Source organism: Kribbella sp. CWNU-51, assembly GCF_054073265.1.
This window is the reverse complement of sequence record NZ_JBSXMZ010000004.1, coordinates 867,413-890,801: the sequence shown is the minus strand read 5'-3', so window position 1 is coordinate 890,801 and position 23,389 is coordinate 867,413. Positions and strand designations below refer to the sequence as shown.

25 protein-coding genes and 4 tRNA genes are annotated in these 23,389 nt (G+C 68.0%); 19 read left to right on the top strand and 10 right to left on the bottom strand.

The window, feature by feature from the left end; genetic code table 11:
• The first annotated feature begins 62 nt into the window (after positions 1 to 62).
• The 4 genes from ACXC9Q_RS06325 (at position 63) to ACXC9Q_RS06310 (ending at position 4,191) form a co-directional block, all read left to right on the top strand.
• Positions 63 to 1,172 (top strand): YhjD/YihY/BrkB family envelope integrity protein, encoded by a 1,110-nt coding sequence (locus ACXC9Q_RS06325; RefSeq protein WP_457055519.1) that lies wholly within the window; start codon positions 63 to 65, stop codon positions 1,170 to 1,172.
• Between the two features lie 151 nt (positions 1,173 to 1,323).
• Complete coding sequence (gene rsgA, locus ACXC9Q_RS06320; RefSeq protein WP_457055518.1) at positions 1,324 to 2,391, top strand: ribosome small subunit-dependent GTPase A; 1,068 nt, start codon at positions 1,324 to 1,326, stop codon at positions 2,389 to 2,391.
• Between the two features lie 31 nt (positions 2,392 to 2,422).
• A complete protein-coding gene (locus tag ACXC9Q_RS06315) occupies positions 2,423 to 3,166 on the top strand; it encodes an SDR family NAD(P)-dependent oxidoreductase (RefSeq protein ID WP_457055517.1) in 744 nt (247 codons plus the stop codon).
• Between the two features lie 176 nt (positions 3,167 to 3,342).
• The gene (locus ACXC9Q_RS06310; protein WP_457055516.1) at positions 3,343 to 4,191 is read left to right on the top strand and encodes a DMT family transporter; all 849 of its coding nucleotides are present in this window, start codon (positions 3,343 to 3,345) and stop codon (positions 4,189 to 4,191) included.
• 85 nt (positions 4,192 to 4,276) lie between these two features.
• Here the strand turns inward: ACXC9Q_RS06310 and ACXC9Q_RS06305 are convergent.
• The 4 genes from ACXC9Q_RS06305 to ACXC9Q_RS06290 all read right to left on the bottom strand — a co-directional run bounded on the left by ACXC9Q_RS06305 (position 4,277) and on the right by ACXC9Q_RS06290 (position 5,688).
• Positions 4,277 to 4,348 (bottom strand) — tRNA-Val (locus ACXC9Q_RS06305).
• A 42-nt stretch (positions 4,349 to 4,390) separates the two neighbouring features.
• Positions 4,391 to 4,461: transfer RNA gene (locus tag ACXC9Q_RS06300), tRNA-Cys, on the bottom strand.
• 32 nt (positions 4,462 to 4,493) lie between these two features.
• Positions 4,494 to 4,566, bottom strand: a tRNA-Gly gene (locus ACXC9Q_RS06295).
• A 186-nt stretch (positions 4,567 to 4,752) separates the two neighbouring features.
• Entirely contained in the window at positions 4,753 to 5,688 is a 936-nt protein-coding gene (locus ACXC9Q_RS06290; protein ID WP_457055515.1) for a sigma-70 family RNA polymerase sigma factor, read from the bottom strand.
• Between the two features lie 39 nt (positions 5,689 to 5,727).
• Here ACXC9Q_RS06290 and ACXC9Q_RS06285 point away from each other — a divergent pair, with 39 nt between their 5' ends.
• The 3 genes from ACXC9Q_RS06285 (at position 5,728) to ACXC9Q_RS06275 (ending at position 8,467) form a co-directional block, all read left to right on the top strand.
• The gene (locus ACXC9Q_RS06285) at positions 5,728 to 6,177 is read left to right on the top strand and encodes a pyridoxamine 5'-phosphate oxidase family protein (protein WP_457055514.1); all 450 of its coding nucleotides are present in this window, start codon (positions 5,728 to 5,730) and stop codon (positions 6,175 to 6,177) included.
• Between the two features lie 37 nt (positions 6,178 to 6,214).
• A complete protein-coding gene (locus ACXC9Q_RS06280) occupies positions 6,215 to 7,360 on the top strand; it encodes a PucR family transcriptional regulator (protein ID WP_457055513.1) in 1,146 nt (381 codons plus the stop codon).
• Between the two features lie 132 nt (positions 7,361 to 7,492).
• Positions 7,493 to 8,467, top strand: coding sequence for an alpha/beta hydrolase (locus ACXC9Q_RS06275; protein ID WP_457055512.1), 975 nt, complete (start codon positions 7,493 to 7,495; stop codon positions 8,465 to 8,467).
• Between the two features lie 34 nt (positions 8,468 to 8,501).
• On the opposite strand, the gene ACXC9Q_RS06270 is transcribed toward ACXC9Q_RS06275, so the two are convergent.
• Positions 8,502 to 9,452, bottom strand: coding sequence for a LysR family transcriptional regulator (locus ACXC9Q_RS06270; RefSeq protein ID WP_457055511.1), 951 nt, complete (start codon positions 9,450 to 9,452; stop codon positions 8,502 to 8,504).
• A 70-nt stretch (positions 9,453 to 9,522) separates the two neighbouring features.
• Between ACXC9Q_RS06270 and ACXC9Q_RS06265 the strand changes: the two genes are divergently transcribed.
• Entirely contained in the window at positions 9,523 to 10,440 is a 918-nt protein-coding gene (locus ACXC9Q_RS06265) for a cyclase family protein (protein WP_457055510.1), read from the top strand.
• Positions 10,441 to 10,444: 4 nt separating this feature from the next.
• Positions 10,445 to 10,747 carry a CBU_0592 family membrane protein gene (locus ACXC9Q_RS06260; RefSeq protein WP_457055509.1) on the top strand — a complete coding sequence of 101 codons (303 nt, stop codon included), beginning with the start codon at positions 10,445 to 10,447 and terminating at the stop codon, positions 10,745 to 10,747.
• Here the strand turns inward: ACXC9Q_RS06260 and ACXC9Q_RS06255 are convergent.
• Positions 10,714 to 11,304, bottom strand: a complete 591-nt coding sequence (locus ACXC9Q_RS06255) for a TetR/AcrR family transcriptional regulator (RefSeq protein WP_457055508.1) — start codon at positions 11,302 to 11,304, stop codon at positions 10,714 to 10,716. The genes ACXC9Q_RS06260 and ACXC9Q_RS06255 overlap by 34 nt on opposite strands.
• 80 nt (positions 11,305 to 11,384) lie before the next feature.
• Between ACXC9Q_RS06255 and ACXC9Q_RS06250 the strand changes: the two genes are divergently transcribed.
• The 3 genes from ACXC9Q_RS06250 (at position 11,385) to ACXC9Q_RS06240 (ending at position 13,901) form a co-directional block, all read left to right on the top strand.
• Positions 11,385 to 12,671 (top strand): FAD-dependent monooxygenase, encoded by a 1,287-nt coding sequence (locus ACXC9Q_RS06250; RefSeq protein ID WP_457055507.1) that lies wholly within the window; start codon positions 11,385 to 11,387, stop codon positions 12,669 to 12,671.
• A complete protein-coding gene (locus tag ACXC9Q_RS06245) occupies positions 12,664 to 13,440 on the top strand; it encodes a hypothetical protein (RefSeq protein WP_457055506.1) in 777 nt (258 codons plus the stop codon). Before ACXC9Q_RS06250 ends, ACXC9Q_RS06245 begins: the two co-directional genes overlap by 8 nt.
• 287 nt (positions 13,441 to 13,727) lie before the next feature.
• A complete protein-coding gene (locus tag ACXC9Q_RS06240; RefSeq protein WP_457055505.1) occupies positions 13,728 to 13,901 on the top strand; it encodes a hypothetical protein in 174 nt (57 codons plus the stop codon).
• A 94-nt stretch (positions 13,902 to 13,995) separates the two neighbouring features.
• On the opposite strand, the gene ACXC9Q_RS06235 is transcribed toward ACXC9Q_RS06240, so the two are convergent.
• On the bottom strand, positions 13,996 to 14,955 hold the full coding sequence (locus ACXC9Q_RS06235) for a DUF5937 family protein (protein WP_457055504.1): 960 nt from the start codon (positions 14,953 to 14,955) through the stop codon (positions 13,996 to 13,998).
• A 56-nt stretch (positions 14,956 to 15,011) separates the two neighbouring features.
• On the opposite strand from ACXC9Q_RS06235, the gene ACXC9Q_RS06230 reads away from it, so the two are divergent.
• A complete protein-coding gene (locus ACXC9Q_RS06230; protein ID WP_457055503.1) occupies positions 15,012 to 16,514 on the top strand; it encodes an MFS transporter in 1,503 nt (500 codons plus the stop codon).
• Here ACXC9Q_RS06230 and ACXC9Q_RS06225 read toward each other — a convergent pair.
• Positions 16,468 to 16,701: a hypothetical protein gene (locus tag ACXC9Q_RS06225; RefSeq protein WP_457055502.1), complete on the bottom strand. Its 234-nt coding sequence runs from the start codon at positions 16,699 to 16,701 to the stop codon at positions 16,468 to 16,470. The two genes, ACXC9Q_RS06230 and ACXC9Q_RS06225, sit on opposite strands and share 47 nt — an antisense overlap.
• 324 nt (positions 16,702 to 17,025) lie before the next feature.
• Here ACXC9Q_RS06225 and ACXC9Q_RS06220 point away from each other — a divergent pair, with 324 nt between their 5' ends.
• Positions 17,026 to 17,472 carry a tyrosine-type recombinase/integrase gene (locus ACXC9Q_RS06220; protein ID WP_457055501.1) on the top strand — a complete coding sequence of 149 codons (447 nt, stop codon included), beginning with the start codon at positions 17,026 to 17,028 and terminating at the stop codon, positions 17,470 to 17,472.
• 1,960 nt (positions 17,473 to 19,432) lie between these two features.
• On the opposite strand, the gene ACXC9Q_RS06215 is transcribed toward ACXC9Q_RS06220, so the two are convergent.
• Positions 19,433 to 19,819 (bottom strand): hypothetical protein, encoded by a 387-nt coding sequence (locus tag ACXC9Q_RS06215; RefSeq protein WP_457055500.1) that lies wholly within the window; start codon positions 19,817 to 19,819, stop codon positions 19,433 to 19,435.
• Between ACXC9Q_RS06215 and ACXC9Q_RS06210 the strand changes: the two genes are divergently transcribed.
• Genes ACXC9Q_RS06210 through ACXC9Q_RS06195 form a run of 4 tightly spaced genes read left to right on the top strand, consistent with a single transcriptional unit; the run spans position 19,818 to position 22,507 of the window.
• Positions 19,818 to 20,405 (top strand): DUF4062 domain-containing protein, encoded by a 588-nt coding sequence (locus tag ACXC9Q_RS06210; RefSeq protein ID WP_457055499.1) that lies wholly within the window; start codon positions 19,818 to 19,820, stop codon positions 20,403 to 20,405. The genes ACXC9Q_RS06215 and ACXC9Q_RS06210 overlap by 2 nt on opposite strands.
• On the top strand, positions 20,402 to 21,061 hold the full coding sequence (locus tag ACXC9Q_RS06205; protein WP_457055498.1) for a replication initiator: 660 nt from the start codon (positions 20,402 to 20,404) through the stop codon (positions 21,059 to 21,061). Before ACXC9Q_RS06210 ends, ACXC9Q_RS06205 begins: the two co-directional genes overlap by 4 nt.
• A 25-nt stretch (positions 21,062 to 21,086) precedes the next feature.
• Entirely contained in the window at positions 21,087 to 21,308 is a 222-nt protein-coding gene (locus ACXC9Q_RS06200; RefSeq protein ID WP_457055497.1) for a helix-turn-helix domain-containing protein, read from the top strand.
• Positions 21,308 to 22,507 carry a site-specific integrase gene (locus ACXC9Q_RS06195; RefSeq protein WP_457055496.1) on the top strand — a complete coding sequence of 400 codons (1,200 nt, stop codon included), beginning with the start codon at positions 21,308 to 21,310 and terminating at the stop codon, positions 22,505 to 22,507. Before ACXC9Q_RS06200 ends, ACXC9Q_RS06195 begins: the two co-directional genes overlap by 1 nt.
• A 39-nt stretch (positions 22,508 to 22,546) precedes the next feature.
• On the opposite strand, the gene ACXC9Q_RS06190 is transcribed toward ACXC9Q_RS06195, so the two are convergent.
• Positions 22,547 to 22,621: transfer RNA gene (locus ACXC9Q_RS06190), tRNA-Val, on the bottom strand.
• Between the two features lie 125 nt (positions 22,622 to 22,746).
• Between ACXC9Q_RS06190 and ACXC9Q_RS06185 the strand changes: the two genes are divergently transcribed.
• Positions 22,747 to 23,313: a CGNR zinc finger domain-containing protein gene (locus ACXC9Q_RS06185; RefSeq protein WP_328521205.1), complete on the top strand. Its 567-nt coding sequence runs from the start codon at positions 22,747 to 22,749 to the stop codon at positions 23,311 to 23,313.
• Positions 23,314 to 23,389 lie beyond the last annotated feature (76 nt).

The following is a 23,389-nucleotide window of genomic DNA, read 5'->3' as shown; positions in this document are numbered from 1 at the left end:
CATGGGTCCGCAAAGTCCCCGCGACGACCTGGAAGCTACTGACCCAGACCGTCGGGGTGTGTATGCGCTACCGGGTCACCGGTCTCGCGGCCGAGGGGGCGTTCTTCGCCATCCTCTCGCTGCCGCCGCTGATCTTCGGGCTGGCCGGAAGTCTGGGCTACATCGCGAGCAAGTACTTCGAAGTCGAGACGATCGCCGACATCAAGCAGCAGATCGCCGCGCTCGCCGCCCGCGCGCTCACCGACGAGTCGGTGCAGAGCGTGATCGTGCCGACCCTGAACCAGGTGCTGAACGGCGGCCGGCCGGATGTGATCTCGATCGGTTTCGTGCTGGCGCTGTGGTCCGGCAGCCGCGCGCTGAACGTGTTCGTCGACACGATCACGATCATGTACGGGATGGGTGGCAGGCGCGGCATCGTCCGGACCCGGGCCCTGTCGTTCTCGCTGTACTGCGCCGCCCTCGTCATCGGTGTGATCGTGCTGCCGCTGGTGCTGGCCGGCCCGAACGCGGTCGACGCGCTGCTGCCGCACCGGCTGGACTTCCTGAACCAGTTGTACTGGCCCGTCGTGACGATCCTGTCCGCGGGCTTCTTGAACACGCTCTACCACCTGTCGGTGCCGCTGCGGACGCCGTGGGTGTCGGACCTGCCGGGGTCGTTCCTGGCGTTGTCGATCTGGATCCTGGGCAGCTTCGTGCTGCGGTGGATCCTGCAGAGCACGGTCGGCGGTACGTCGATCTACGGTCCGCTGGCGGCGCCGATCGCCGTACTGATGTGGCTGTACATGACTGCGATCGCCGTACTGATCGGTGCGGCGCTGAATGCCGTCGTCGACCGCCTGTGGCCGCACAAGGCGCGGGTGGTGGAGCTCGCCGCGCAGAAGGAGGCCGAGGAGGACGAGGTCGAGCCGGTGATGAAGGCGGAGCCGGAGCGGCACCACCACGAGCACCCGGTGACCCCGCTGACGGTGGAGGAGCGGCCGGAGACCGCCGTTGCGCGGAAGGTCGAGGCGCTCGGTGAGCATCGGCCGCGCGTCGTCGAGGAGCCTGCCGCCTCTGACGCGCCCGCGGTTCCTGACGCGCCCGTTGCTTCTGACGCTGCGGACGAGGCGGATCGCAAACCTGCCTCAGTCGGAAAATCCGGTGCGAAAGGTGAGGGCGACGACCTACGCTGACGGCATCGCGACAAGCGGTCCTCGATCAGGACCGCAGGACTGGAAGGGAGGCACCGCCATGAGCTTCCATCGGGCCCACCGGGCCGATGTCTCCCACACCGTCCGTCCGCTGAGCTGATCTCGCGGCCGGACCCTCCGAAAGGTTCGCCGCATGTCAGCCACACTCCAGGCCCTGGGACTCGACAGTTCCACGGCCGACTTCCTGCAGTCCGTCCCGCGTGACCTCGTACCGGGACGCGTCGCCCGGGTCGACAGGGGCCTGGCGACGGTACTCACCGAGGACGGGCCGGTCCGCGCGACCTGGTCCGGTGCGATCCTTGCGGCGATGGCCAGTGACGCGCAGGCCGGCCCATGTACAGGGGACTGGGCCGTACTGCGGTTCTGGCCGGACGAGCGGATCACGCTCGAGTCCCTGGCGCCTCGTCGTTCGGCGATCGTCCGCGCCGAGGTCAGCGGTACGTCGAAGGGCCAGGTGCTGGCCGCCAACGTCGACGTGATCGCGATCGTGGTCGGCCTCCATCCCGAGCCGAACATCGGCCGGATCGAACGCTTCCTCGCGCTGGCGTGGGAGAGCGGTGCGCGGCCTGTCGTCGTACTGACCAAGGCCGACCTTGTCGGCGACGCCGACGCTGTTGCCGAGGACGTGGCGAACGCTGCGCCCGGTGCCGACGTACTGGTGTGCAGTGCGACCACTGGCGACGGTTTGGCGGCAGTGCGGTCGCTGCTGGACGGTAACGCGACTATGGCGTTGCTGGGATCGAGTGGCGCGGGCAAGTCCTCGCTGGTGAACGCACTGGCCGGTGTGGAGCTTCTGGATGTGCAGGACATCCGTGACGACGGCAAGGGACGCCATACGTCGGTGCGGCGCGAGCTGATCGTGCTGCCTAACGGCGGGGTCGTCATAGACACGCCAGGGCTGCGGGGGATCGGCCTGCAAGAGTCGGGGGAGGGGCTGGCAGCTGCGTTCCCGGACATCACGGCGCTGGCCGAGCAGTGCAAGTTCAAGGACTGCGCGCACCTCACTGAGCCAGACTGCGCGGTCCAGGCGGCCTTGGCGGACGGCACGCTCCCGGTCCGTCGCTACGAGAGCTGGACCAAGCTGCAGCGCGAGGCCGCGTTCATGGCCCGCCGCAACGACCTCCGCCTCCGCGCCGAGACCAAGAAACAGTGGGCGCGCGCCTCCAAGTCGTACCGCCGGGACGTGAACCCGCGGCCGTAGCCCGTGCTCTCGTGATGAAAGGATCGGGAGCATGAATCGTTCGGTACTGGTGACGGGAGCTTCGCGGGGCATCGGTGCGGCGACGGCGCGGGTCTTCGCGGCCGCGGGGGATCGGGTGGCGGTGCACTACAGCGCATCGGCCGACGCCGCGGCCCAGGTACTGAAGGAGCTGCCGGGGACCGGACACGTGCTGGCACACGCCGATCTCGCCGACCCGGTCGCGATCCAGACGATGGTCGACGACGCGGCGACTGGTCTGGGCGGCATCGACGTACTGGTCAACAACGCCGGCGTCTACCATCCGCACCGCATCCGCGAGACGACGTACGCCGAATGGCAGCAGGCGTGGGCCGACACCCTCGCCGTGAACCTGGTCGGCCCGTCGAACGTCACCTGGTGCGCCGTCCGCCATATGAGCCGCGGCGGCCGCATCGTCAACGTCTCCTCCCGCGGCGCGTTCCGCGGCGAGCCCAACCAGCCCGCGTACGGCGCCTCGAAGGCAGCGATCGTCTCCTTCACCCAGTCCCTCGCCCGGGCGCTCGGACCAGAGGGGATCGCGGTGACGGCGATCGCCCCCGGCTGGACGGTCACCGACATGGCCGCCGTACACCTGGACGGCGACGGCTACGACCGCCGCCGCCTGGAAAGCCCGCTCGAACGAGTTGCCGACCCTTCGGAGGTCGCTGCCGCGATCCTCTACTTCGCCTCTCCAGAAGCCGAGTTCGCCACCGGTACCGTCCTCGACTTCAACGGCGCCTCCCAACTCCGGATGTAATTCAGTCGGCAGACGCGCCCGGACTGGCTAAGGTCCTGATCATGCATCGCATCCTCACCCCGCCGACCGCCGCCTAGGCGGACGGTCAACCGGTAGTGCCCAGGCTCTGACCTGGGCTCCTTCGGGCTGTTCGCAGAAGCCCCACGTCATCTTGCGAACACACCCCGGAGTCTGCAATGCATCACCGTCTCGCGTCCTCATCCAGGTGCGGTTTCCTCTACGTCACCCTGGCCGGCATCGCCTGGGGCACCGGCGGCCCGACCGGCGCGCTGTTGTTCGACCACGCCGCCCTGGGCTCCACCGCCGTGTCCTTCTGGCGCCTCGCCGCCGCTGCTCTCTGGCTGGCCCTGGCCCGCCTCGTCCTCCGCCGAGCCCCGATCCGCCCGCTGCTCGCCGCATCACCACTGCGCTACCTATTGACCGGCCTCGGCCTGGCCGTCTGCCAACTCGGCTACTTCGCCGCCATCCCACAGGTCGGGGTAGCTGTAGCCACCGTCGTCGCCTTGGGCGCCGGCCCGTTCTTCATCGCCCTAGGCGCCCGAGAACGCATCACCCCGGCTCTACTAGCCGCGGTAGCCGGCCTGGCCCTCCTCGTGTCCAGTGGAGGTGCCGGCTCCGCAGCCCTGCTGGGCATCGCCTTCGCACTGCTGTCCGCAGCCGGTTACGCCCTGACTACTCTGCTCAACCGCAACGAGCCGGATCCCATCTCACGCGCCTTCCTGGGCTTCGTTGCCGGCGCCGCACTCCTCTTGCCGTTAGCAACCATCGACGGCATCATCCCCACCGCGGCCGGCTGGCCCTTGATCGCCTACTTCGGCCTGGTCCCCACCGCCCTCGCCTACACCCTGTTCTACGCCAGCCTCACCACGCTCCGCGCCTCCACCGCTGCAGTAATAGCCCTCATAGAACCTGTAGTCGCCGCAGCCCTCGGCGTACTCCTCTTCCAGGAGCACCTGACCACCCTCAGCCTGGTGGGCGCCGCCGTACTGCTGGCCGCAGTGGTCCAACACGCACGACGGGAGTAACAACCCAACCGCGGCGCTGCCGCACAAACGACGAAGGCGAGGTGTGCCTGCGTGTTCCGCAGGCTCACCTCGCCTATCGCCTTCGTGGACGATACTGGGATCGAACCAGTGACCTCTTCCGTGTCAGGGAAGCGCGCTACCGCTGCGCCAATCGTCCAAACAACAACACACTCAACAATACGCACGTCTGAGGGTGTCGAGGTGGAGACGGGATTCGAACCCGTGTACACGGCTTTGCAGGCCGTTGCCTCGCCTCTCGGCCACTCCACCAGTGAGAAAGCTGGCCCGCCGAACCCTCTCCGAGCGGACGACCGGGTTCGAACCGGCGACCTCAACCTTGGCAAGGTTGCGCTCTACCAACTGAGCTACGTCCGCATCGCGCCGGTGACTGTTTCCGCTCGGTGCGAGAGCAGAACAGTAGCGCACTTTTCGCCCACGCAAAAACCGGATTCCAGGGTGTCGCGATGCGGACAGTCCGAGCGTGATTCTCACCTCATCCGTCACAACAGCCCCATCCGGCAAGACGCCGTTTGTCCACCCGCCACGCCGGACCGCGCGGCCTCAACTCTCCAGCGTTGCGAGGTCGACGTCGCGGAGGTAGTCGGAGTCGCCGCGCAGATCGATCGCGGTGATGAGGCCGTCGACGACCGTGAACACGAACACGACCTGCGGCCGGCCGTACTGCGACCACACCAGCCCGGCCAGCCCGTCGACCAACGTCAGCCTGGCTGCCTGCGCGCGCCCGGCGAACGACGCCGCGACCGCCCTCGCGCCGGACGCCATGGCGGCGGCACCACGTGCCGCGACGGCCGAGTCGGCCCGCACGACGACGCCGGGGTCGAGCAACTCGAGCAACGCCTCGAAGTCGCCACTGCGTGATGCCGCGAGGAACGCGCCGACGATCTCCTTCTGCCGGATCGCGTCGGTTCCGGACGGTTCCGGCGTACCTTGCACTCGACGCCGCGCCCGGCTGGCGAGCTGCCGCACCGCGGTCGGCGACTTGCCCAGGATCGGCGCGATGTCGTCGTACGGCACGGCGAACATGTCGTGCAGCACGAACGCGAGCCGCTCGGCCGGCGTCAGCGTCTCGAGTACGACGAGCAGCGCCAGGCCGACCGAATCCGCCTGCACGGCTTCCAGCTCGGGATCGGGTACGGCGTCGTCCGCGAACGCGGGGGACTGGTCGCCGACCGGCTGCTCGGGCCGCCGGCGCCGGGTCCGCAGCATGTCGAGGCAGATCCGGCCGACCACCGTGGTCAGCCACCCGCCGAGGTTGTCGATCGAGCCGGTGTCAGAGCGGCTGAGCCGGATCCACGCCTCCTGGACCGCGTCCTCGGCTTCGGGCTCGGAGCCTAGGATCCGGTACGCGACGACCTGCAGGCGGTCCCGATTCTCCTCGAACCGGGTCGCCAGCCAGTTGTCCTCACCCATCCCGACCACGTCCTTCTCCTGTGTCACACTCTGCGGCCCGGCGCCGTCATCCGATTGACGGTCCACCCGCCGCACATGTGACACCAGAATCCAGAGGAGCCCACCATGACGGACCCGGCCCGCCCGCTGTCCGAACGCAGGCAGGACACCCTCCGCCGGCTGGAGCACGACGTCGACGCCTGGGTCGCCACCGCCTCCCCGGACGGTACGCCGTACCTGATGCCACTGTCCTTCCTCTGGAACGGCGAGACACTCCTCCTGTCCACCGCGGCAGGCAACCCGACCGCCCGCAATCTCGCGAAGAGCCCGACTCTCCAGCTGACGCTCGGCCACACCCGGGACGTCGTCCACATCACCGCCACGACCGAGACTCTGCGCGGGAGCGATCTCACGGATGCGGAAGGCGACGCGTTCGCCGAGAAGGCCGGCTTCGACCCGCGCCCGCTCGCGAACTACTTCTACTTCCGCGCCACGCCCACCAAGATCCAAGCCTGGCGCGAAGTCAACGAACTGAAAGACCGAGTCCTGATGGAATCCGGCTCATGGCTGGTGTAGCCGTCGCCGCCCAGGCTGCGCGCGGAGATGGGGCAAGATGGCGGACATGGTCGAAGGGGTCCGCGAGAGTCGGGTGATCCGCCTGATCGCGGCCCTCGAGAGCGACGATGAAGTGGTCGAGCCGATCCTGCGGCGCGTGCGGGGCGAGATCCCCAGCTACCAGGCGGTCGGTCGTGAGCAGATCGTCGCGAGCGTCCACCGGATCCTCAGGCGGGCGTGCCGCACGCTGCGGGCGGGGGAGGTGCCTCCTCCGGACGAGTTCTGGGAGGCCGAAAGAGCCACGGTCGAACGGCTCGGGGCCGGTGTGCCGATCGAGGACATCATGGCCGGGTTCCGCGTAACGATCGCGAGCATCCAGGGCCGGCTGGTCGAGTTGGCGGTGGAGTGCGGAGTCGACGGGGCCGATGTGGTGGCGTTGACCTCACTGTTGTGGAGACTGAGCGACGCGTTCTCGGCGCGGGCCGCGGCCGACTATCACCGGCAGGGGCTGGCCCTCGCGATGGCGGACCAGCGGCGCCGGGACGAGTGGCTGGCAGGCGCACTCGCGGGCGACCTCGACTCTGCACAGCTGGAGAGGGGATATACGGTCTATCGGCTGCGCCGGGACACGACCTACCGCGCCTTCTGCACAGGCCCGGGCGAAGAGCAGCGGATCGAACAGGCTCAGCGTGCACTCGCCGAGCACCACGGGCACGGTGTGCTGATGGCTCCGACGCGCGACCGGCTGGTGGGCATCATGGAGAATCTGCCCACGCCTGTGCCGGGTCAGCTCATTGCGCTGGGAGCTCCGGCGCCGGTGGACCGGCTCGCCACGTCCTATCGGAGCGCGCAGGCTGTCCTGGCCGCCGCCCTGCTGCAGTACCGCGAGGGCGTGCACACCCCGGAGACCTTGGGCTGGCGGCTCGCCGTGCCGACGCTTGGTGAGTTGGGTGAGCTGCTACGGATGCGCTACCTCGAGCCACTTCACCGCGCGGGCGCTTTCGGCGACCAGGTCATCGAGGCGCTTCGCTGCTACCTGTCCCATGGCCGGAGCATCCCCCAGACCGCAGCGGTCCTGCATGTCCACGTCAATACCTTGCGCTACCGGCTGTCGCGCTTCGAGGAGTTGACCGGCCGCTCGCTGCAGGACACCGACACGATCGTGGAGTTGTCGTGCGTCCTCTACGGAGCACCTGCCTCGTAGCTGGCTACGAACCGGCTCTGCCGGCGTTGGACCGGCGTTCGTAGCGAACCGAGTGACCAACGGCGCATTGTCGTGGCGTCCCATTCAATGAGGCGCTTCGCGCTCGGGACGTCAGCAACGCAGGAGGAAATGATGAGCGACAGCATCCACATCGAGCAGCCGCCGCTGGGCATCCGGCTGATGCATGCCCTGGGCAAGGAACCGTCCTGGTTGACGATGACCGACCAGGAACTGGCCGCCTTTCGTGACGCCGAGAATCGCAAGCGGATGTCCCCGCTGGCCCGGGTGATCACCGGCCGTCCGGACCGCGGCGCCGTGATCGAGTGGCAGGAGATGGCGCTGCCCGGGCGCGAGCTCAGGGTCCGGGTGTACCGGCCGTCGGCCGGCGGCGCCGGCCTCCCGTTGGTGGTCCACGTCCACGGCGGCGGATTCGTCGGTACGGCGGTGCAGAGCGACTGGGTGAACAGCCACCTCGCCGCGCGGCTGCCGGCGGTGGTCGTCTCTGTCGAGCACCGCCTCCTCAGCTCGGAGACTCCGCTGTCCGCGGCGGCCGACGATGGCTGGGACGTGCTGCAGACGGTGGTGCGGCAGGCCACGCAGTGGGGGATCGACCCGGCCCGCGCTGTTGTCTTTGGTGAAAGCACCGGCGGCCTGATCGCCGCTCTGGCAGCGATCAGGGCCAGGGAGTGCGGCCTGCAATTGCGGGCGCAGGTCCTGGTGAATGCCGCCGTCGATGTCACCCCAGCCCTGTACGACCACGCGTCGATGACCAGGTACGCCGACAGCCCGACCCTCACGAGGACGCAGATGGAGCTGTTCTGTCGTCTCGCTGTGCCTGAGGGGACGGACCCTCGCCCGCTGTCACCGCTCCAGGCTGACGACCTGAGCGGTTTGGCCCCAGCACTTGTGGTCGTGCCGACCTTCGACCCGGTCTCCGATCAGGGCCGTCGGTATGCAGAACGCCTGCGCGACGCCGGGACCCCGGCGCGCGTGGCCGAATTCCCCGGCGCAACGCATGCGTTCCTCAGCATGCCGAGCGTGGTTCCGCAAGCAAAGCCCGCCCGGGCGGAGATCCTGGAGTTCCTCCGGGACCGTCTCGCCGACTGACCGACCCTCGTCTCTGCGTCTGTCGCCGTTGCCGTCAGCTGTGGTGCAGGGGTGTGCGCGGCATCGCGACAGGGGTCAGGCCAAGGTCGAACGCGACTGTCTGAAGGGCGTCGACCAGGGCTTGGGTCCGTGGTTCCGGGCCGGCCGGCAAGTCGCGCCGCAGGACAGTGATGCGGCGGTGGCCCGCGACCGGCACCGACGGCATCGCGATGGCAAGGGGCGACGCGCCCGCCAGCGCCAGCGTCGGAATGACCGCGGCGCCGAATCCGCCCGCGACCAGCGCCAGGACGGTGGGGAACTCCAGGCAGGTGTGGGCGCGTTGCGCGGTGAATCCGTACTGACCGGCGATCCTGTCCAATGCCCGGCCGCACGCGGTGTCCGGCGGACTGGCGACCCACGGGCGAGCAGCCAGATCCTTGATCGAGGCGGGACGAGGCGACCACGCCGACGGCGTGACGATGCAGTACTCGTCGTCGGCGACCGGAGCGGCGGACAGGCCGCGCAGCGGGCCAGGCGACCCTGAGTCGTCGGTGTCGTACTCGGCGATCACCAGGTCGACTGCTCCAGTGCGCAACTCGGTCAGCGCCGGAAGACCTTCCAGCTCCACGACCTCTGGTTCGAGATCGGGATGAGTAGTCGCCAGTTCGCGCAGCGCCGGAACGACGAGATGGCAGACCGCCGAGGAGAACGCCGCAACCGTCACCGGGCCGCTCAGTCTGCCATTCAGCTCGGTCAGCTCTCGGCGGGCCTCGGTGAGCTCCTGTTCGATGCGCTCGGCGCGGGCGGCCAGCAGTTGACCGGCCGGTGTAAGGCTCGCCGTCCGGCGAGAGCGATCGATCAGCGGCTGGCCGACTTCCCGCTCGAGCTGCGCAAGCTGCTGGGAGACCGCGGACGGGGTCAGGTGGAGCAACTGCGCCGCGGCCGCCATGCCACCCCGCAGCGCTACCGCGCGTAGCACCCGGAGGCGGCGGGGATCGAGCTCCATAAGCATCACTGTAGCAACGCTTCAGATAATCTCGCTTGTCATCAAGTATTCCTTCACGGAGCATCGAGTCATGAGCGACAACACCGACGAATGGCGGGTGCAGTTCGACGCCGACGTGACCTTCGCGAACGGGGGCGGTCTCCAGGCCCAGGACTTCCGGCTGGATGTGCCGGGTCCCGACATCAGCGAGGGCGCCCTGGGTGAGTTGTTCGTGCGACATCTTGGCCTCCTGATGGTCGACAAGGTTGCCATCAGCAACAAGCGGCTGCTTCGCGAGCCGCACAAGGGATCCCGGGGTACGGCGGCCGAGCCGGCCGCTCGACCACGGACGGTCGACCTCAGCCACGGAATCCGTGACGGAATGATCACCTACCCGGGTCTGCCCGCCCCGGAGATCACCGATCACCTCTCGCGGCAGGCGTCCCGCGAGCTCTATGCGGCCGGCACCGAGTTCAGCATCAATCGCATCTCGATGGTCGCCAAGACCGGCACATATCTCGACAGCCCTTTCCACCGCTTCGCCGAGGGGGCCGACGTGGCGGCGCTGTCGCTGTCCCGGCTCACCGATCTCGACGGAGTTGTGATCCGAGTTCTCGGCAGCAGGGAGCGGGCCATCGAACGGAGTGTGCTGCTTCCCTACGACGTTGCGGGGAAAGCTGTGCTGATCCACACCGGCTGGGACCGGAACTGGGGCACCGAACGCTATGCGAGCGGCTATCCCTTCCTGACCGCGGACGCGGCGGCGTGGCTTGCAGCGCAGCAGCCCACATTGGTGGGAATCGATTCCCTGAACATCGACGACGCAGGCGACGACAGCCGCCCGGTGCACACGGCACTGCTGGACGCCGGAATTCCCATCGTGGAGCACCTGCGTGGGCTGGAGCAGTTGCCGCCGTACGGTTTTCGGTTCCATGCCGCGCCTCCGGCCATCGAGGGCATGGGGACATTCCCGGTCCGTGCGTACGCCATCGTGGACCAGGACCGATAGTTCGATGGAAGCCCTCGTCGCAGTGGTCGGCTGGACCGGCGCTGGAGTGCTACTGGCCGCCTATGCGTTGGCTTCGGCTGAACGGATCGCGGCAGGCGGGCAGGTGTTCCAGGTGATGAACCTGCTGGGTGCCGTGGCGCTCACCGTGAACTCGGCTTGTCATCGGGCCTGGCCCTCGGCCGTGCTCAACGCCGCGTGGATCACGATCGGCATGGTGGCACTGAGCCGTCGCTCAACGCCTGTGGAGAGTGTGGACGTCGCCGCACCCGACCGTCACGACGCAGAGGATCTTCCACTATCGCCATGAGCAGCCTTGGCCCTGCGCCGCGGCTCGATGCCCAGGGCGGCGCAGGCGCCGTCCACGGCCGCCCGGCGGAGCTCGTCCTTCGGCACATCGGCGAACTGGATGGTGCAGTCCTGGAGGCCGCCCAAGGCGATCACGGCCCGGGTGGCCTGCTCCAGCGTGGGGTCGGCGCCTTGCAGCAGCTTGACCAGTCGCCTGCGCCAGTCCAGTACGAGGTCGATCAGGCCCAGGTCGGCGAGCGTGGTCAGCTCGCTGAGCATGAGCACCATCTCTGCGCGGTGGCGGTAATGGAAGTCGAAGTAGCCCTCCAGCAGGGCGCGGGGCTCGACCTCGCCCAGCGCCTCCTGGCCGACGAGGAACGTCTCCTCCTCGTCGAGGATCGGCTGCACGATGCTGCGGACCAGTTCCTCACGTGAGGAGAAGTGGTAGTAGAGCGACGGCTTGGTGATGCCCAGCCGGTCGGCGATCTCCTGCAGGCTGGTCCGCTGCACACCCTGCTGTGCGAACAGCTCGCGGGCGACCTCCTGGATGCGCTGCTTGGTGCCAGGGGGACGAGTCATGTCGCCAGCCTATCTTACTTAACGATAGGTAGGTGGCCGTGTTACCTTACCTACCTATCGTTAGGTAGGGAGGCCTGATCATGCGAATTCTCATCTCCGGCGCCAGCGTCGCCGGTCCGGTGCTGGCGTACTGGCTCACCAGGCACGGCTTCTCCGTCACGGTCGTCGAGCGCGCGCCGGCTCTGCGCAAGACCGGTGGCCACTCGGTTGACCTGTTCCGGCCTGCGATGGCCATCTCGGACAAGATGGGCGTGCTCGCGCGCGTCAATGAGCGGGCGACCGGCACGAACCGGATGACCCTGAAACGGGAGGGAGTACGGCGCCCCGTCCGGGTGGACCTCTCCAAGATCTTCAGCGCCACGCCCGACGAGCACGTCGAGATCATGCGTGACGACCTGAGCGGGATCTACTACGACGCCGCACGCGACGACGTCGAATATCTCTTCGGTGACTCGATCACCGCGATCTCGCCCGACGGCGAGGTGCGTTTCGAGAACGCCGCGCCGCGCCGCTTCGACCTCGTCGTCGGCGCGGACGGGCTGCACTCCAACGTGCGCCGTCTCGTTTTCGGCGACGAGTCTCGCTTCAGCGACTTCATCGGGGCCTACTTCGGGGTGCTGACCGTGCCCAGCACCTTCAGCCTCGACGGTGAGCTGCTGATCCACGTCGGCGTCGGACGCACGGCCGGCATCTACAGCGCGCGGCATCTCGACGAAGCGCGGGCGCTGTTCCTCTTTCGTAGCGAGCGCGAGCTCGACTACCACCACCGCGACGTGCCCCGGCAGAAGGACCTCCTGCGCGGTGCGTTCCGCGGCCTTCACGCCGACGTGGACCGCTGGCTCGACGAGCTCGACCGTACGCCGGCGTTCTACTTCGACTCGATCACCCAGGTCCGCATGGACACCTGGTCGCGAGGGCGGGTGACCCTCGTTGGCGACGCGGGCTACTGCCCAGGCCCGGCCGTCGGTGGCAGTACCAGCCTGGCCGTCGTCGGCGGATACGTCCTCGCCGGCGAGCTGGCGCGGGCGGGCGGCGACCACGAGCGCGCCTTCCCGGCGTACGAGCGCGCGATGGCGGAGCACGTGCGCGGTAGCCGCGCGGTCGCGTTGAGCGCTGCGAAGACCCTGATCCCCACGTCTCGGCTCGGTGTGTCGGGACTGGCTCATGGCGCCCGCCTGATCTCTGCCCTGCCCGCGGGGCCCAGCCGCGCCCTCCTGCGTCTCACCACCAAGAGCGCACGCGTCTACAACTCCATGACGGTCGACGACTACCCACCGTCGCCCGCCGGATCAGCAAGGCGGGCCCTCGCAGAGCGGATCGGCCGCTCATATGAAAGCGCTGAGGTTAGGCTGGAGCCATATGAATGAAGAACCGAACTACGAGCACCCGGGTATCTTCTGGGTGGGTGGTCCGGGGGCGGCAGGCAAGACCACGGTGAGCCGTCTACTCGCCCGAAAGCATGGATTTCTCTGGTACAGCGTAGATGCTCATGCATTCGCTCACGAGAAGCGCGCGGCTGCGGCCGGTCTTCATGTCATGGGTACCGGTCCAGGTGACTTTGATCGCCGGCCGATGATCCTGGCAGACGTCCAGTCGCTGCCCGTGGATACATCGGTTGTCGTCGAAGGTGCATTCGTCACTCCCGAAATGGCTGGGATTTCCGACAACGCCGTGTGGCTGATGCCGTCCAGAGAGGAACAGCTCGCACGACTGGAACACAGGCGGCCGGGAGGTGACCATCGAGGTCAGATCTGGGGCTGGGGGCTGGTGCGGAGCCAACTTGAGGGAACCGGCGCAAGCATCGTCGTGGTCGACGGCCAGACGGTCGAGCAAACAATCATGGCGGTCGAGCAGAGGTTCAACGCAATCTTGGGATCTTTCCACGCAGCACGCAGCACCGATGAGCGACAGTCCTTGATTCGTATCAGCAATCGCCAACTCGCTGAACACGCGACCGAAAGGCTGCGATCGGGAGGCAACAAGGAGAACGGACACCACGCGGTTCACGTATTCGATTGCGAGTGCGCACAGGCAAACTGCCGTGAGGTTGTCGAGCTTGCCGTCGATGAGATGCCAGCGTTGCTCGCCCAGGCGCCCCCATCAATTGTCTCACCCGAACACTCCAACTTGACCTGAAGCCGCCTTAACGTGCTTGCCGTGAGTGAGTTGATCTTCCGAGGGAAGGACCGAATCCGCCCTTCCTGGCGGGTATTTTCAGTCATTGGGCTTGCGCTGATCGTTCGTATGATCATCGGTCACGTCGGCGTCGTGGGAATCTGTTGGCTAGCGGGCTCGATGGCCGCGGCGGTCGGTCTCGGCATCGGCGCGGCGCTCCGGAGCTGGACCAGGGTCGGGCCGGCCGGAATCACCATCTGCTGGGGCATCGGGCGGCGTGGTCGAACCTTTCCCTGGCAGGAGATCCGATGGATCGACGTATGGGGGAGCCGCGGTGCACACATGGGTTCAGCACCGATCCAGCCGCACGGTTCCAGCCGCGGCTGACGTTGCGAACCCGGCTGACGCCCTACATGTTCGGCGTGACCATAGCTCTGCTCATAGTGGCCGGCGTCGCGATCGCCCAGGTCATTCAGGCTTAGCGGGTCGAACCGCCCTGTCGCGTCGGTCCGGTGGGCTCTCGCGGCGCGGGTTCGAGGTGACGTCGGAGAACCTCGGGCGTGCCGAGGACGTGATCTACGCCCCGCGGAGGACTTGGTCGCCGAGGTCCGAGCGGCGGTAGAGGATTGAGTGGCCGTGCCGCGCCGAGATGAGCAGGCCGGCCGCGCGCAGTGCGCGCAGGTGTTGGTTGACCGCGCTCGGCGTGACGTTCAGGCGCACGGCGAGCTCGGTCGACGACGTCGGCGTCTCGAGCAGCCTCAGCAGCTGGGCGCGGACACGGCCGATCAGGCCCACCAGGGCGGTCGGCGGCGTGGTCGTCTTGGTCTCCCACAGCGTTCCGAGACCGCGTGCCGGGTACATGAGGTGCGGCGGCTCCTCGGGAGAGATCGGCACCGATCCGCGCCGGCTGAAGAGCGAGGGAGTCAGCGTCAGGCCGCGACCGGCGGTCGAGGTCCGGTAGGAGTAGTCGCTGCGCAGACGTATCCGGAGGACGGTGTCGTCTAGGCGGACATGTGGGTCGATGCCGGCGAACATCGCCGCGAGACCGGCTTGCGCCGTGACCCGGCCGCGGTAGACGACGTCGGCCTCGAGCACTGTCCGCATCCGCGCCCAGTGCGGCTCGAAACAGGCCTCCCAGTAGTCCCGCAGCGCTGCCAGCACACGGTCGAGCACCTTGTCCGGCCGACCCCGAAGTACGGGCGGGAGCATGGCCGGATGGATCGCCGCCAGATCCGCGCGTACGACGCCGGCCGGTGTGCCCGTGAGCGCCGCCAACTCGTCGTCGATCCTGCCCAGCGGTGTGTAAGGCCGTGGGGTGAGGAAGTCCGGCGTCCAGAGCAACTCGTTCGTCAACGCGCTGAGCAGATCCAGGTCGAGCCCGGCACGCGCCGGCTCGGTGGCCCGCAGCCAGGGCAGTTGCAACGGGAATCGGCCGGGGTCGCGCAGGGTCCGCAGGGACAGGACCAACTCGTTCAGCGGTGAGATCGCGAACCGCACCTCGCCGAGGTCGTTGCCCGCGAGTTCGTACTCGATCATGAAGCAATACGCTACATCGCTGGTATCGGACAGCATCTGGATGCAACAACTGTCGAGTGCCTGAACTCCTCCGCGATCCCATCGAACGCGCGCTGGCCTCCGCCGTGGCGGCGCTGTCGCTGTCTCGTGGCATGTTCTTCGCAGTCAGCGCCCTCTACTTCACCCGCGGAGTCGGGCTGTCGCCGGCCGTCGTCGGGATCGGGCTCACCGCCGCCGGAGGGGTTGGCGTCCTGGCGTCGTACGCCGGTGGGCGGCTGAGCGACCGATGGGGTGCCGATCGGCTTCAGCAGTGGGCGCTGGCCGCGAACGGAGCCTCGCTGCTGGCCTATGCCTTCGCCGGCAACGTCGTCAGCTTCGTCCTGGTCGCGGCCTGCGTCTCCGCCAGCCGCGGCCTGATGAGCACCGCCCAGATGACGATGCTCGCCCGGTGGTACGTCGGCCCGGAGCGGGTCGCTGTCCGCGCCCGGCTGCGGGTGGTGATGAACGTCCTCATCGGCATCGGCACCCTGCTCGCGGGACTGGCTCTGATGGCCGACACCACCATGGCATACCGCCTGACGGTGGTTCTCGTCGGCGCGATCACGATCCTGGGCACGGTGCCACTAATCGGCCTGCGCCGCAGGGTCGCCGGGCTGGCTGCACGGATGGACGCCGCCGGTAGCGCCGAGGCGCCACGCGGACCCTCCCCCCTGCGGGATCGCACGTACGTCGCCTCGACAGTCCTCAACGCCGTACTCGCGATCCACTTCGGGCTGACAACGGTCGGGATACCGCTGTGGGTGGCAGACCACACCGAAGCACCGACCATCGTGGTATCCGCGCTCCTGCTCGTCAACACCGCCTACGTAGCGCTCTTCCAGGTCCGTGCCTCCCGCGGCACGCAGAACCTGCGCACCGCTGGGCGGTCAGTACGCCGAGCGGGCCTGTTCCTGCTCATTGCCTGTCTGCTCTTCGCCTTAGCAGGCCATCTCGGCACCGCGGCAGCAATCGCCGTCCTGGTCCTCGCCGCCCTCGCCTCCTCCGCAGCCGAGACGCAGGGCGAAGCGGGACTGGGGCATGGCGTTCGAACTCGCCGACCCCGCTCGCGCCGGCGCCTACCAAGGTCTCAGCCAAACCGGCAACGCACTCGCCCTGATGCTTGCCCCCGCCGTCGTCACCACAACCGCCATCGACCACGGCACACCAGGCTGGATCGCGCTCGGCGCTCTCTTCGCAGTCACCGGCACTGCGACCGCGGCCGTCGCGAACCACGCCGCCACACGCAGGAACCAACGCGACACGCCCATCGGCACCACTCCCGCCCGCACTTGATGCCAATGATCACTCGGCTTGCGGTGCCGCCGTTCACCAGCCTTTCCCGTCGGCTATCGCCGTCAACCGTTGGTGAATGCAACCATCTGTTCAGTGCGGTCCTGAAGACTGCTGTCCGCGATCGGCTGATCGCAGGCAACCCCGCCAAGGACGTATGTCGGTTAAACGGTCATTGGCCAACAACTGTGGGAACTCGCCGCGTCACAGCGCGGCGGCGCGCAGATTCCGCAGCTCCAGCGCGAGGTTGAACCGATCGTCCGGCGGCGCGGGCCACGCTGAGGCCAGCCCATCGAGATCGATCACCGCGCCGGGGACACCGACCTCGGCCAAAGCTTCGCCCACCGCGCCCGCGACCGCGGTCTTACCGATCCCGACCGGGCCGGTGATGAGGAGTGCACGCGGGGCAAGAATCTCCTGTGGGGGAAGTGAGTTCATGTGGGCATCATGGCCCGAATCTCCAGCAAGTGCTTGAGCTACGTCGGAATTCTCGTCATCACCCATGACCACTCGAATGCGTCGGCGACGCGTTCCCCGGTTCCGCTTTCGAGCGGCGCGAGCGACTGAGCAGGGCCATCATGCGGATCGACGATGCCCACACCTGCGTACCGCAGGACCGCGAGCGACGCGAGCCAGGCCGGGTGGCCTGCTAGATCGTGCTTTGCGAACGGCACTGCAATCGTCGGAGCCCGTGCGCCAAGTGCGGCGCACAGCGTGGTGAGCGGATAGGTATTCGCGTTCCCGTTGGCCCAGGAGTTGAGCGTGTTGAAAGTGGTGGGGACGACGGCGACGGCGTCGGCCGGTGGGGTGCGGCGTGGTACGCCGCGGCGACGGACGCTCTTCCGGGCGCGGATCTGGCGGCCGTCGCTGGTATGGACCGGACTGCTCGGATGCGTCACGGAGGAGAGTGACAAGTTCCGGGGGAGCTGGCCGACTCCGGCCGGGGACGAGAGCGAGTTGTTCAAGACGCGGGCTCAGGCCTTGAAGGCGGTCTCTCGCCGCGCCGACGGCGGGCTGCGGTTCCACGACCTCCGGTACTCGTACGCGTCGTGGCTGATCACCTCGGGTGTGCCGGTTCCCGACGTACAGCGGGGCATGGGGCACGAGCGGCCGACGACGACGCTAGCGATCGACACGCACGTCCAGGGATGCTCTCAGGAGCGGGTTCTAGGGGCTCTTGCTGCCTTTTCGCTGCCTGACGAGGGCTGAAACGAGAAGAGCGGGGACCCGGCTGATGCTGGGTTCCCGCTCTGACCTGCGTGTTCTTCGGGTGGGCGATACTGGGATCGAACCAGTGACCTCTTCGGTGTGAAGCAACGCCGACGGATGACCGAGCTGGGAGAAAGCCTTGCGGTACAACGGGTTTCCGTTCGCTGGTGTCCGCTGGCGTCCTCCCGTGGCGGTGGCCATTGACACTCAGTTTGACGCTCACGGTCGAACGTCCTACGAATGGTGGCGGCCGAGGTCGCACCTGGTCCGGCGCCTTGGATCCCGCAACGCGCTTTCCGTGGGAGGCGACTTGGGAAACCGTGGCGCACTCATAACGTTCGATGCTACCTGCAAGCTTCGCTCGGCCGGACGCGGTCTGGTTGCCTCCGGTGCGCGATGGGTCCCGGTGCTCGGCGAACATCCCAGAGTCGCCCGGGTCCAGGGGTGGAGCCCCGGCCGCCGGATGCCATGACCGGGTCGTAGGGCCGGAGGCCCTGTCCGCCGGAGGCAGACTCGTGCGTGTCATGGGGATCGAACTCATGGCCTCTTCCAGCGGAGGCGCGGGCTGCGTTCGCTTCGTGTGTCAGCAAGGCGTAGCGTCCGAGGTATGAGCAAGCCCTGGAATTGCCGTCTCGGATGGCATTCATGGCAACAACACGATATGCCGGACCGCAGCGCGCATGGCGAAGGCCTGCCAGACCCGCGCGGGCGTGGTGTCGACCAGGTCTGCCGACGTTGCGGCAAGCGTAGGCACCTCGCCGGACCGACGAATTTGGGCGGGCCCCCTGTTGGCGGCCCCACTCCTTTCGGGTAGCCAAGATCAACGGGAGACGCCGCTCTGCTGCGGTTGGCCGGCGCTGGCCTCGGCGTGCCCTTCTGCGCCGCGCAACCCGCTGCCGGCTCGCGCCGGGAGCGAAGCGGCAAGGCGCGACCGGCCGGCAGATGCGGGCCGCGCGGCGGCCCTGAGGGCCGCCTTGAAGACGTACAGAAAGTTGTCGCCTGCCACTGGCCGGCACCGCTGGCCAGTCCGGTGAATGCGTCAGAGCTTGACCCCCAGGCAACGATCTTGGTCTGTGGAGCTGCCCAAACACTTTACGCACCAACGGAACCGCGTCTGCGGCCGTCCGCCGGTGTCTGCCCGCGTTCGGCGCGATTGACACGCAGTTCGACGCTCAGCGGACGTGGCGGGCGACTGCTCGACGTCTTCCGTGTCAAGCAACGATCATGGTCGATGGAGCTGGGCGAATGCCTTACACCGCAAGGAAACCAGGTCCGTTGGTGTTCGCCGGTATCCGCCTGGGTTCGTAGCGATTGACGCGCAGCTGGACGCTCGGCTCCAGCCTGGCCTCTGGACGTGTTGTGACGCTAGACGCGTTGTTCCATCAGCCTTTCAGCTCCAAGCGCCGATCGTCAAACGTGCCTTGACGCGGACGACGGTGGCCGCCGCCTTCGCGCGTCTTCCCCAACAACGACGGGTGCATCTTCTAAGGGTCGTGGGCGGTGCTTCCCGGTGGCGCAGGCGTCGCCCGGCCGGGCCGCGTCCGGGGCTGTCAAACGCTCCACCTTGACAGCCCCGGGTGCGGTCTGGAGGCCTGTGGTGGGTCAGCGGGAAGTGTCCGACGGGCCTGGTGCCTCCCGGAGCGTCCGAGCCGGCTGGAAGCCGGGCCGTCGGCAGACGGTCTTTGCGAGCCGAACAGGCTCGGCCCGCCGGCGAGGCATCCTGGTCGGCAGCACACCACACAACCTGCTTGCGGGCGATCTTCCCGGCCCAGCGGTGCCGCGTCGCCGATCGATCAGCACTCTCAGCTTGGGAATCGTGTTGGTCGGGGCGCTCTATAGCCGAATCGCTTTCGTACGGTCACCCACCGTGGATCACAGCGTGCCGTATCCGTCGTGGTTGACCGGTGTTGGCCGCTGGATCGGGCACGGATCGGGCACGGCTCATGTGCGGTGGAGCGCGCTAGCGAAGGGTGAGGTAGCTGCTGATGACCAGGGCGATGATGAGGAGGCTGCCGTAGAGGATGGCGATCGATGGGCTGGTCAGGGCGCGGCCGAGGTCGTGCGGCCGGGGTGTGGGGAGGTGCATCTGCCGGTCGTCGACATCGCCGGTGACCGCTTGCTGGTACAGGGTGCGGTAGGCACGTTCGCGGGTGAGGTAGTAGGCGTCCAGCGCAGCGAACGCGACGGTGACGTAGACGGCGAGGTAGGCGGAGAGGCGGGTGTTGGTGGCGGCGAAGCTGAGCAGGGCGGCGGTGACGGTTAGGCACCAGCCTTTGCTGGTGGTGGATTGGCCAGCGAGCCGGGCGATCACGGTTTGGATCATTTGCAGGTGGGCGTCGGCGGGCATGGCGTTGATGATGGCAGGTCATGCCGGTCGGGTAGTTCGGCGGACTGGGTTCGACCGTCACCGACCGGGTGATCGCCCCGTTGAGCGGCCGGTCGGCGGGTGCGCTTACTGGGTGACGGGTGCGATGCTGTGCGTCGTGTCCGAGTCGGAACGGCTATCGCCTCGTCGGGTGTTTCTGAGTCATACGTCGGAGTTGCGGCGGTTCCCGGTGGGTGGGTCGTTTCTGGCGGCGGCCGAGGCGGCGGTGCATCGGGCCGGTGATGCGCTGATCGACATGGCGTATTTCACGGCGCGGGATGCGTCGCCGGAGGTGTATGACCGGCAGCGGGTGGCCGACGCGGACGTGTACGTGTTGATTGCTGGGTTCCGGTACGGGATGCCGGTGCGGGACCGCCCGGCGGTGTCGTATACGGAGGCGGAGTTCGAGACGGCGAGCGAGTTGGGTCTGCCGGCGGCAGCTCACCGAGCGCCTGCAGCAGCACCGTCGCCAATCCCTCCGGCGACGACACGAACGTGCAAGTCAACCCTGAGTCCTGCAGCCGCCGCCGGAACGCCGCCTGCCGGTCGCCGAATCGCAGGTCGATGAACAGCTCCGCCGGCCCGTTCGTGTCCTCGGCCAGCAGGAACACCAACCGCGGCATCAACGACGGTGACAAGGACGTCGGACGCTCCATCCGCTACGTCACCAAATACATCACCAAAGACGTCGCCGAATCCGTGCGCGCCAGGTCCGACCCTCAGCGCGCGCACTTCGACCGGCTCCACGAGGAATTGTCGACCCTGCCCTGCTCCCCCACCTGCGCCAACTGGCTGCTCTACGGCATACAGCCCAAGAACGCCAAGCCGGGGCTGGTTCCGGGCCGCTGCAAGGGCCGGGTTCACCAGCCGGCCACGCTCGGCTTCACCGGCCGGCGCATCCTCGTCTCCCGCAACTGGTCGGCCAAGACCCTCGCCGACATCCGCGCCGACAACGCCGACTGGGTCCGCACCGTCCTCGCCCAACACGGCGACCCCGGCGACCAGGGCGACGACGAGCAAGCTGCCGCCCCGGAACCGCCGAGCGCGGGCAGTCCCGACCGCTTCTACTACGAACTGGCCCGGCCCGACGATCCCGACGTCGCCCCCTACCAGCACCGCATCCTCACCGCGATCGCCGCCCGCGACCGGTGGCGACGCCACCTGCGCCAGGCCCTCGACGAGCAGCAACTTTCGGCAACGACCACCGAGATGCGGGCGGCCTGACCGGCCAGGAAGGAGACGAGCACCGATGGACCAACGACCAACCACCTCGCCGACGGCCGCGAAGGCGCTCTACCGGATCCCGGAGGTCATGGACCTGCTGAGCATGAGCCGTTCCGTGATCTACGAGCAGATCCGTGCCGGCCGGCTCCGCACCGTCACCGAGGGCCGGGCCCGGCGAGTGCCGGCGTCGGCGATCGCCGAATACGTGGCGCTGCTGGAGCGCGAGAGCGGCGGAAGGGCGGCCTAATGACCAAGCGACGCGGCAAGGGCGACGGCGCCCTGTACTGGAGCGAGGCCCGCCAGCGGTGGATCGCGGAAGTGACCACCGGCTACAGTCCGTCCGGCAAACGCATCGTGCGACGCGGCAGCGGCAAGACCAAGACTCAGGCCCGGGCCAAGCTCAAAGAGGTCATGCGCGATCACGACGACGGCCTGGCCATCGCCCCGCACGGCTACACCGTCGCCGACGCGGTGACCGACTGGCTCGCCTACGGCCTGCCCGGCCGGTCGGCCAATACCGTCGACAAGTACGGCATCCTGTGCCGGAAGCACATCATCGCCGCGCTCGGCGCCCGCAAGCTGCGTGACCTCACGGCCGCCGAGGTCGATCGGTGGTTGGCCGCCAAGGCGAAGACGCTGAGCACCCGCACCCTGCAGGAGCTGCACGCGTGCCTGAACCGGTCGGTCAACCGGGCGATGGCCCGGGACAAGGTCAAACGCAACGTCGTCGCGCTGTGCGCGATCCCAACCGGCCAGGACGGCCGGCCGTCGAAGTCACTGACCTTGGAGCAGGCCACGGCGCTGCTGGCGGCGGCCGAGGGCACCCGCCTGGACGCCTACGTGGTGCTGTCGCTGCTCACCGGCGCCCGCACGGAGGAGCTGCGCGCGTTGACCTGGGATCACGTCGACCTGACCGGCAAGCCGGACGCTGACCCGCCGGTACGGCCCTCGATCGGGGTCTGGCGCTCGGTCCGGGAGGGCGGCGACACCAAGACCCGCAAGTCGCGGCGCACCCTCGCCCTGCCGGCGCTCTGCGTCACCGCCCTGCGGGTACAACACCGGCTCCAGGCGGACGACCGCGAGCGGGCCGGCGCCAGATGGCAGGAGCACCACCTGGTCTTCGCCAGTATGGTCGGCACGGATCTGCTGGCGGGCAACGTGCGGCGCGGGCTTCGGCTCATCCTCGACCGGGCCGGCCTCGCCGCCGGCGACTGGACGCCGCGCGAGCTGCGACACAGCTTCGTCTCGCTGATGTCGCTGTTCGGGGTGAGCCTGGAGGACATCGCCGACCTGGTCGGCCACGCCGGCACCGCTGTTACCGAGGCGGTGTACCGCCACCAACTGCGGCCGGTCCTGCTCAGCGGCGCCGTCGCCATGGACCGGATCTTCCCTGGTACAACGACCGATGATGACGAGATAGACGCTCAGTTAGACGCTCAGACATGAAGAGAGGCCATACCCATCGATGGATTCTGGCCTCTGACCTGGTGGGCGATACTGGGATCGAACCAGTGACCTCTTCGGTGTGAACGAAGCGCGCTACCACTGCGCCAATCGCCCGTACTGTTGGTGCTGTTGTTGCTTTCTGGTGCCTTGCGGGTGAAACCTTAGCGCATCATGGAGCGACGATCTAATCGGCCCGGGCTACTCTTGCTGCAGGACGGAGACCCCGTCGCGTTGGAGACGTGATTGTGACTTTCTCGCACGACACCGAGCAGGCGCTCGGCACGCTGGTCCGGCTCGTCAACACCCTGCCCGGACCGAACAGCCAGGTCGACACGATGGAGACGCTCGAGGAGTTGGAGAAGTTCGTCCACGAGCGCGAGTTCAGTGCGGTCGACACGCTGACGGAGAAGGACCTTGCCGAGGTCCGCGATCTGCGGCCGTTGTTCTCGCCGGTGTTCACCACGGATTCCGACGCCACGGCAGCGGTGATGATCAACGCGATCGTCGCCCGCGGCACGACGACGCCGCGGCTGACGAATCACGACGGGCACCCGTGGCACATCCACTACTCGCGGGACGGTGCGTCACTGGCGTGCCGGATCACCGTGGAGTGCGGGATCGCGCTGGCCCAGGTGATCTCCGCCGGCGAACGCGAACGCCTCCGTCGCTGTGAGGCGCCGGACTGTGACGACGCCCTGATCGACCTGTCCCGCAACCGTTCCAAGCGGTACTGCGACGCCCGCACCTGCGGCAACCGTCTGCACGTGGCCGCCTACCGCGAACGCCGCAAAGCCTCCGGCGAGTAGCCCCTGAACTGGGCATCGGGTCGCGCTTTTCGGAACATTCTCTGCGCCAGGCGGCAGAAATCATCCGGAAAGTGCG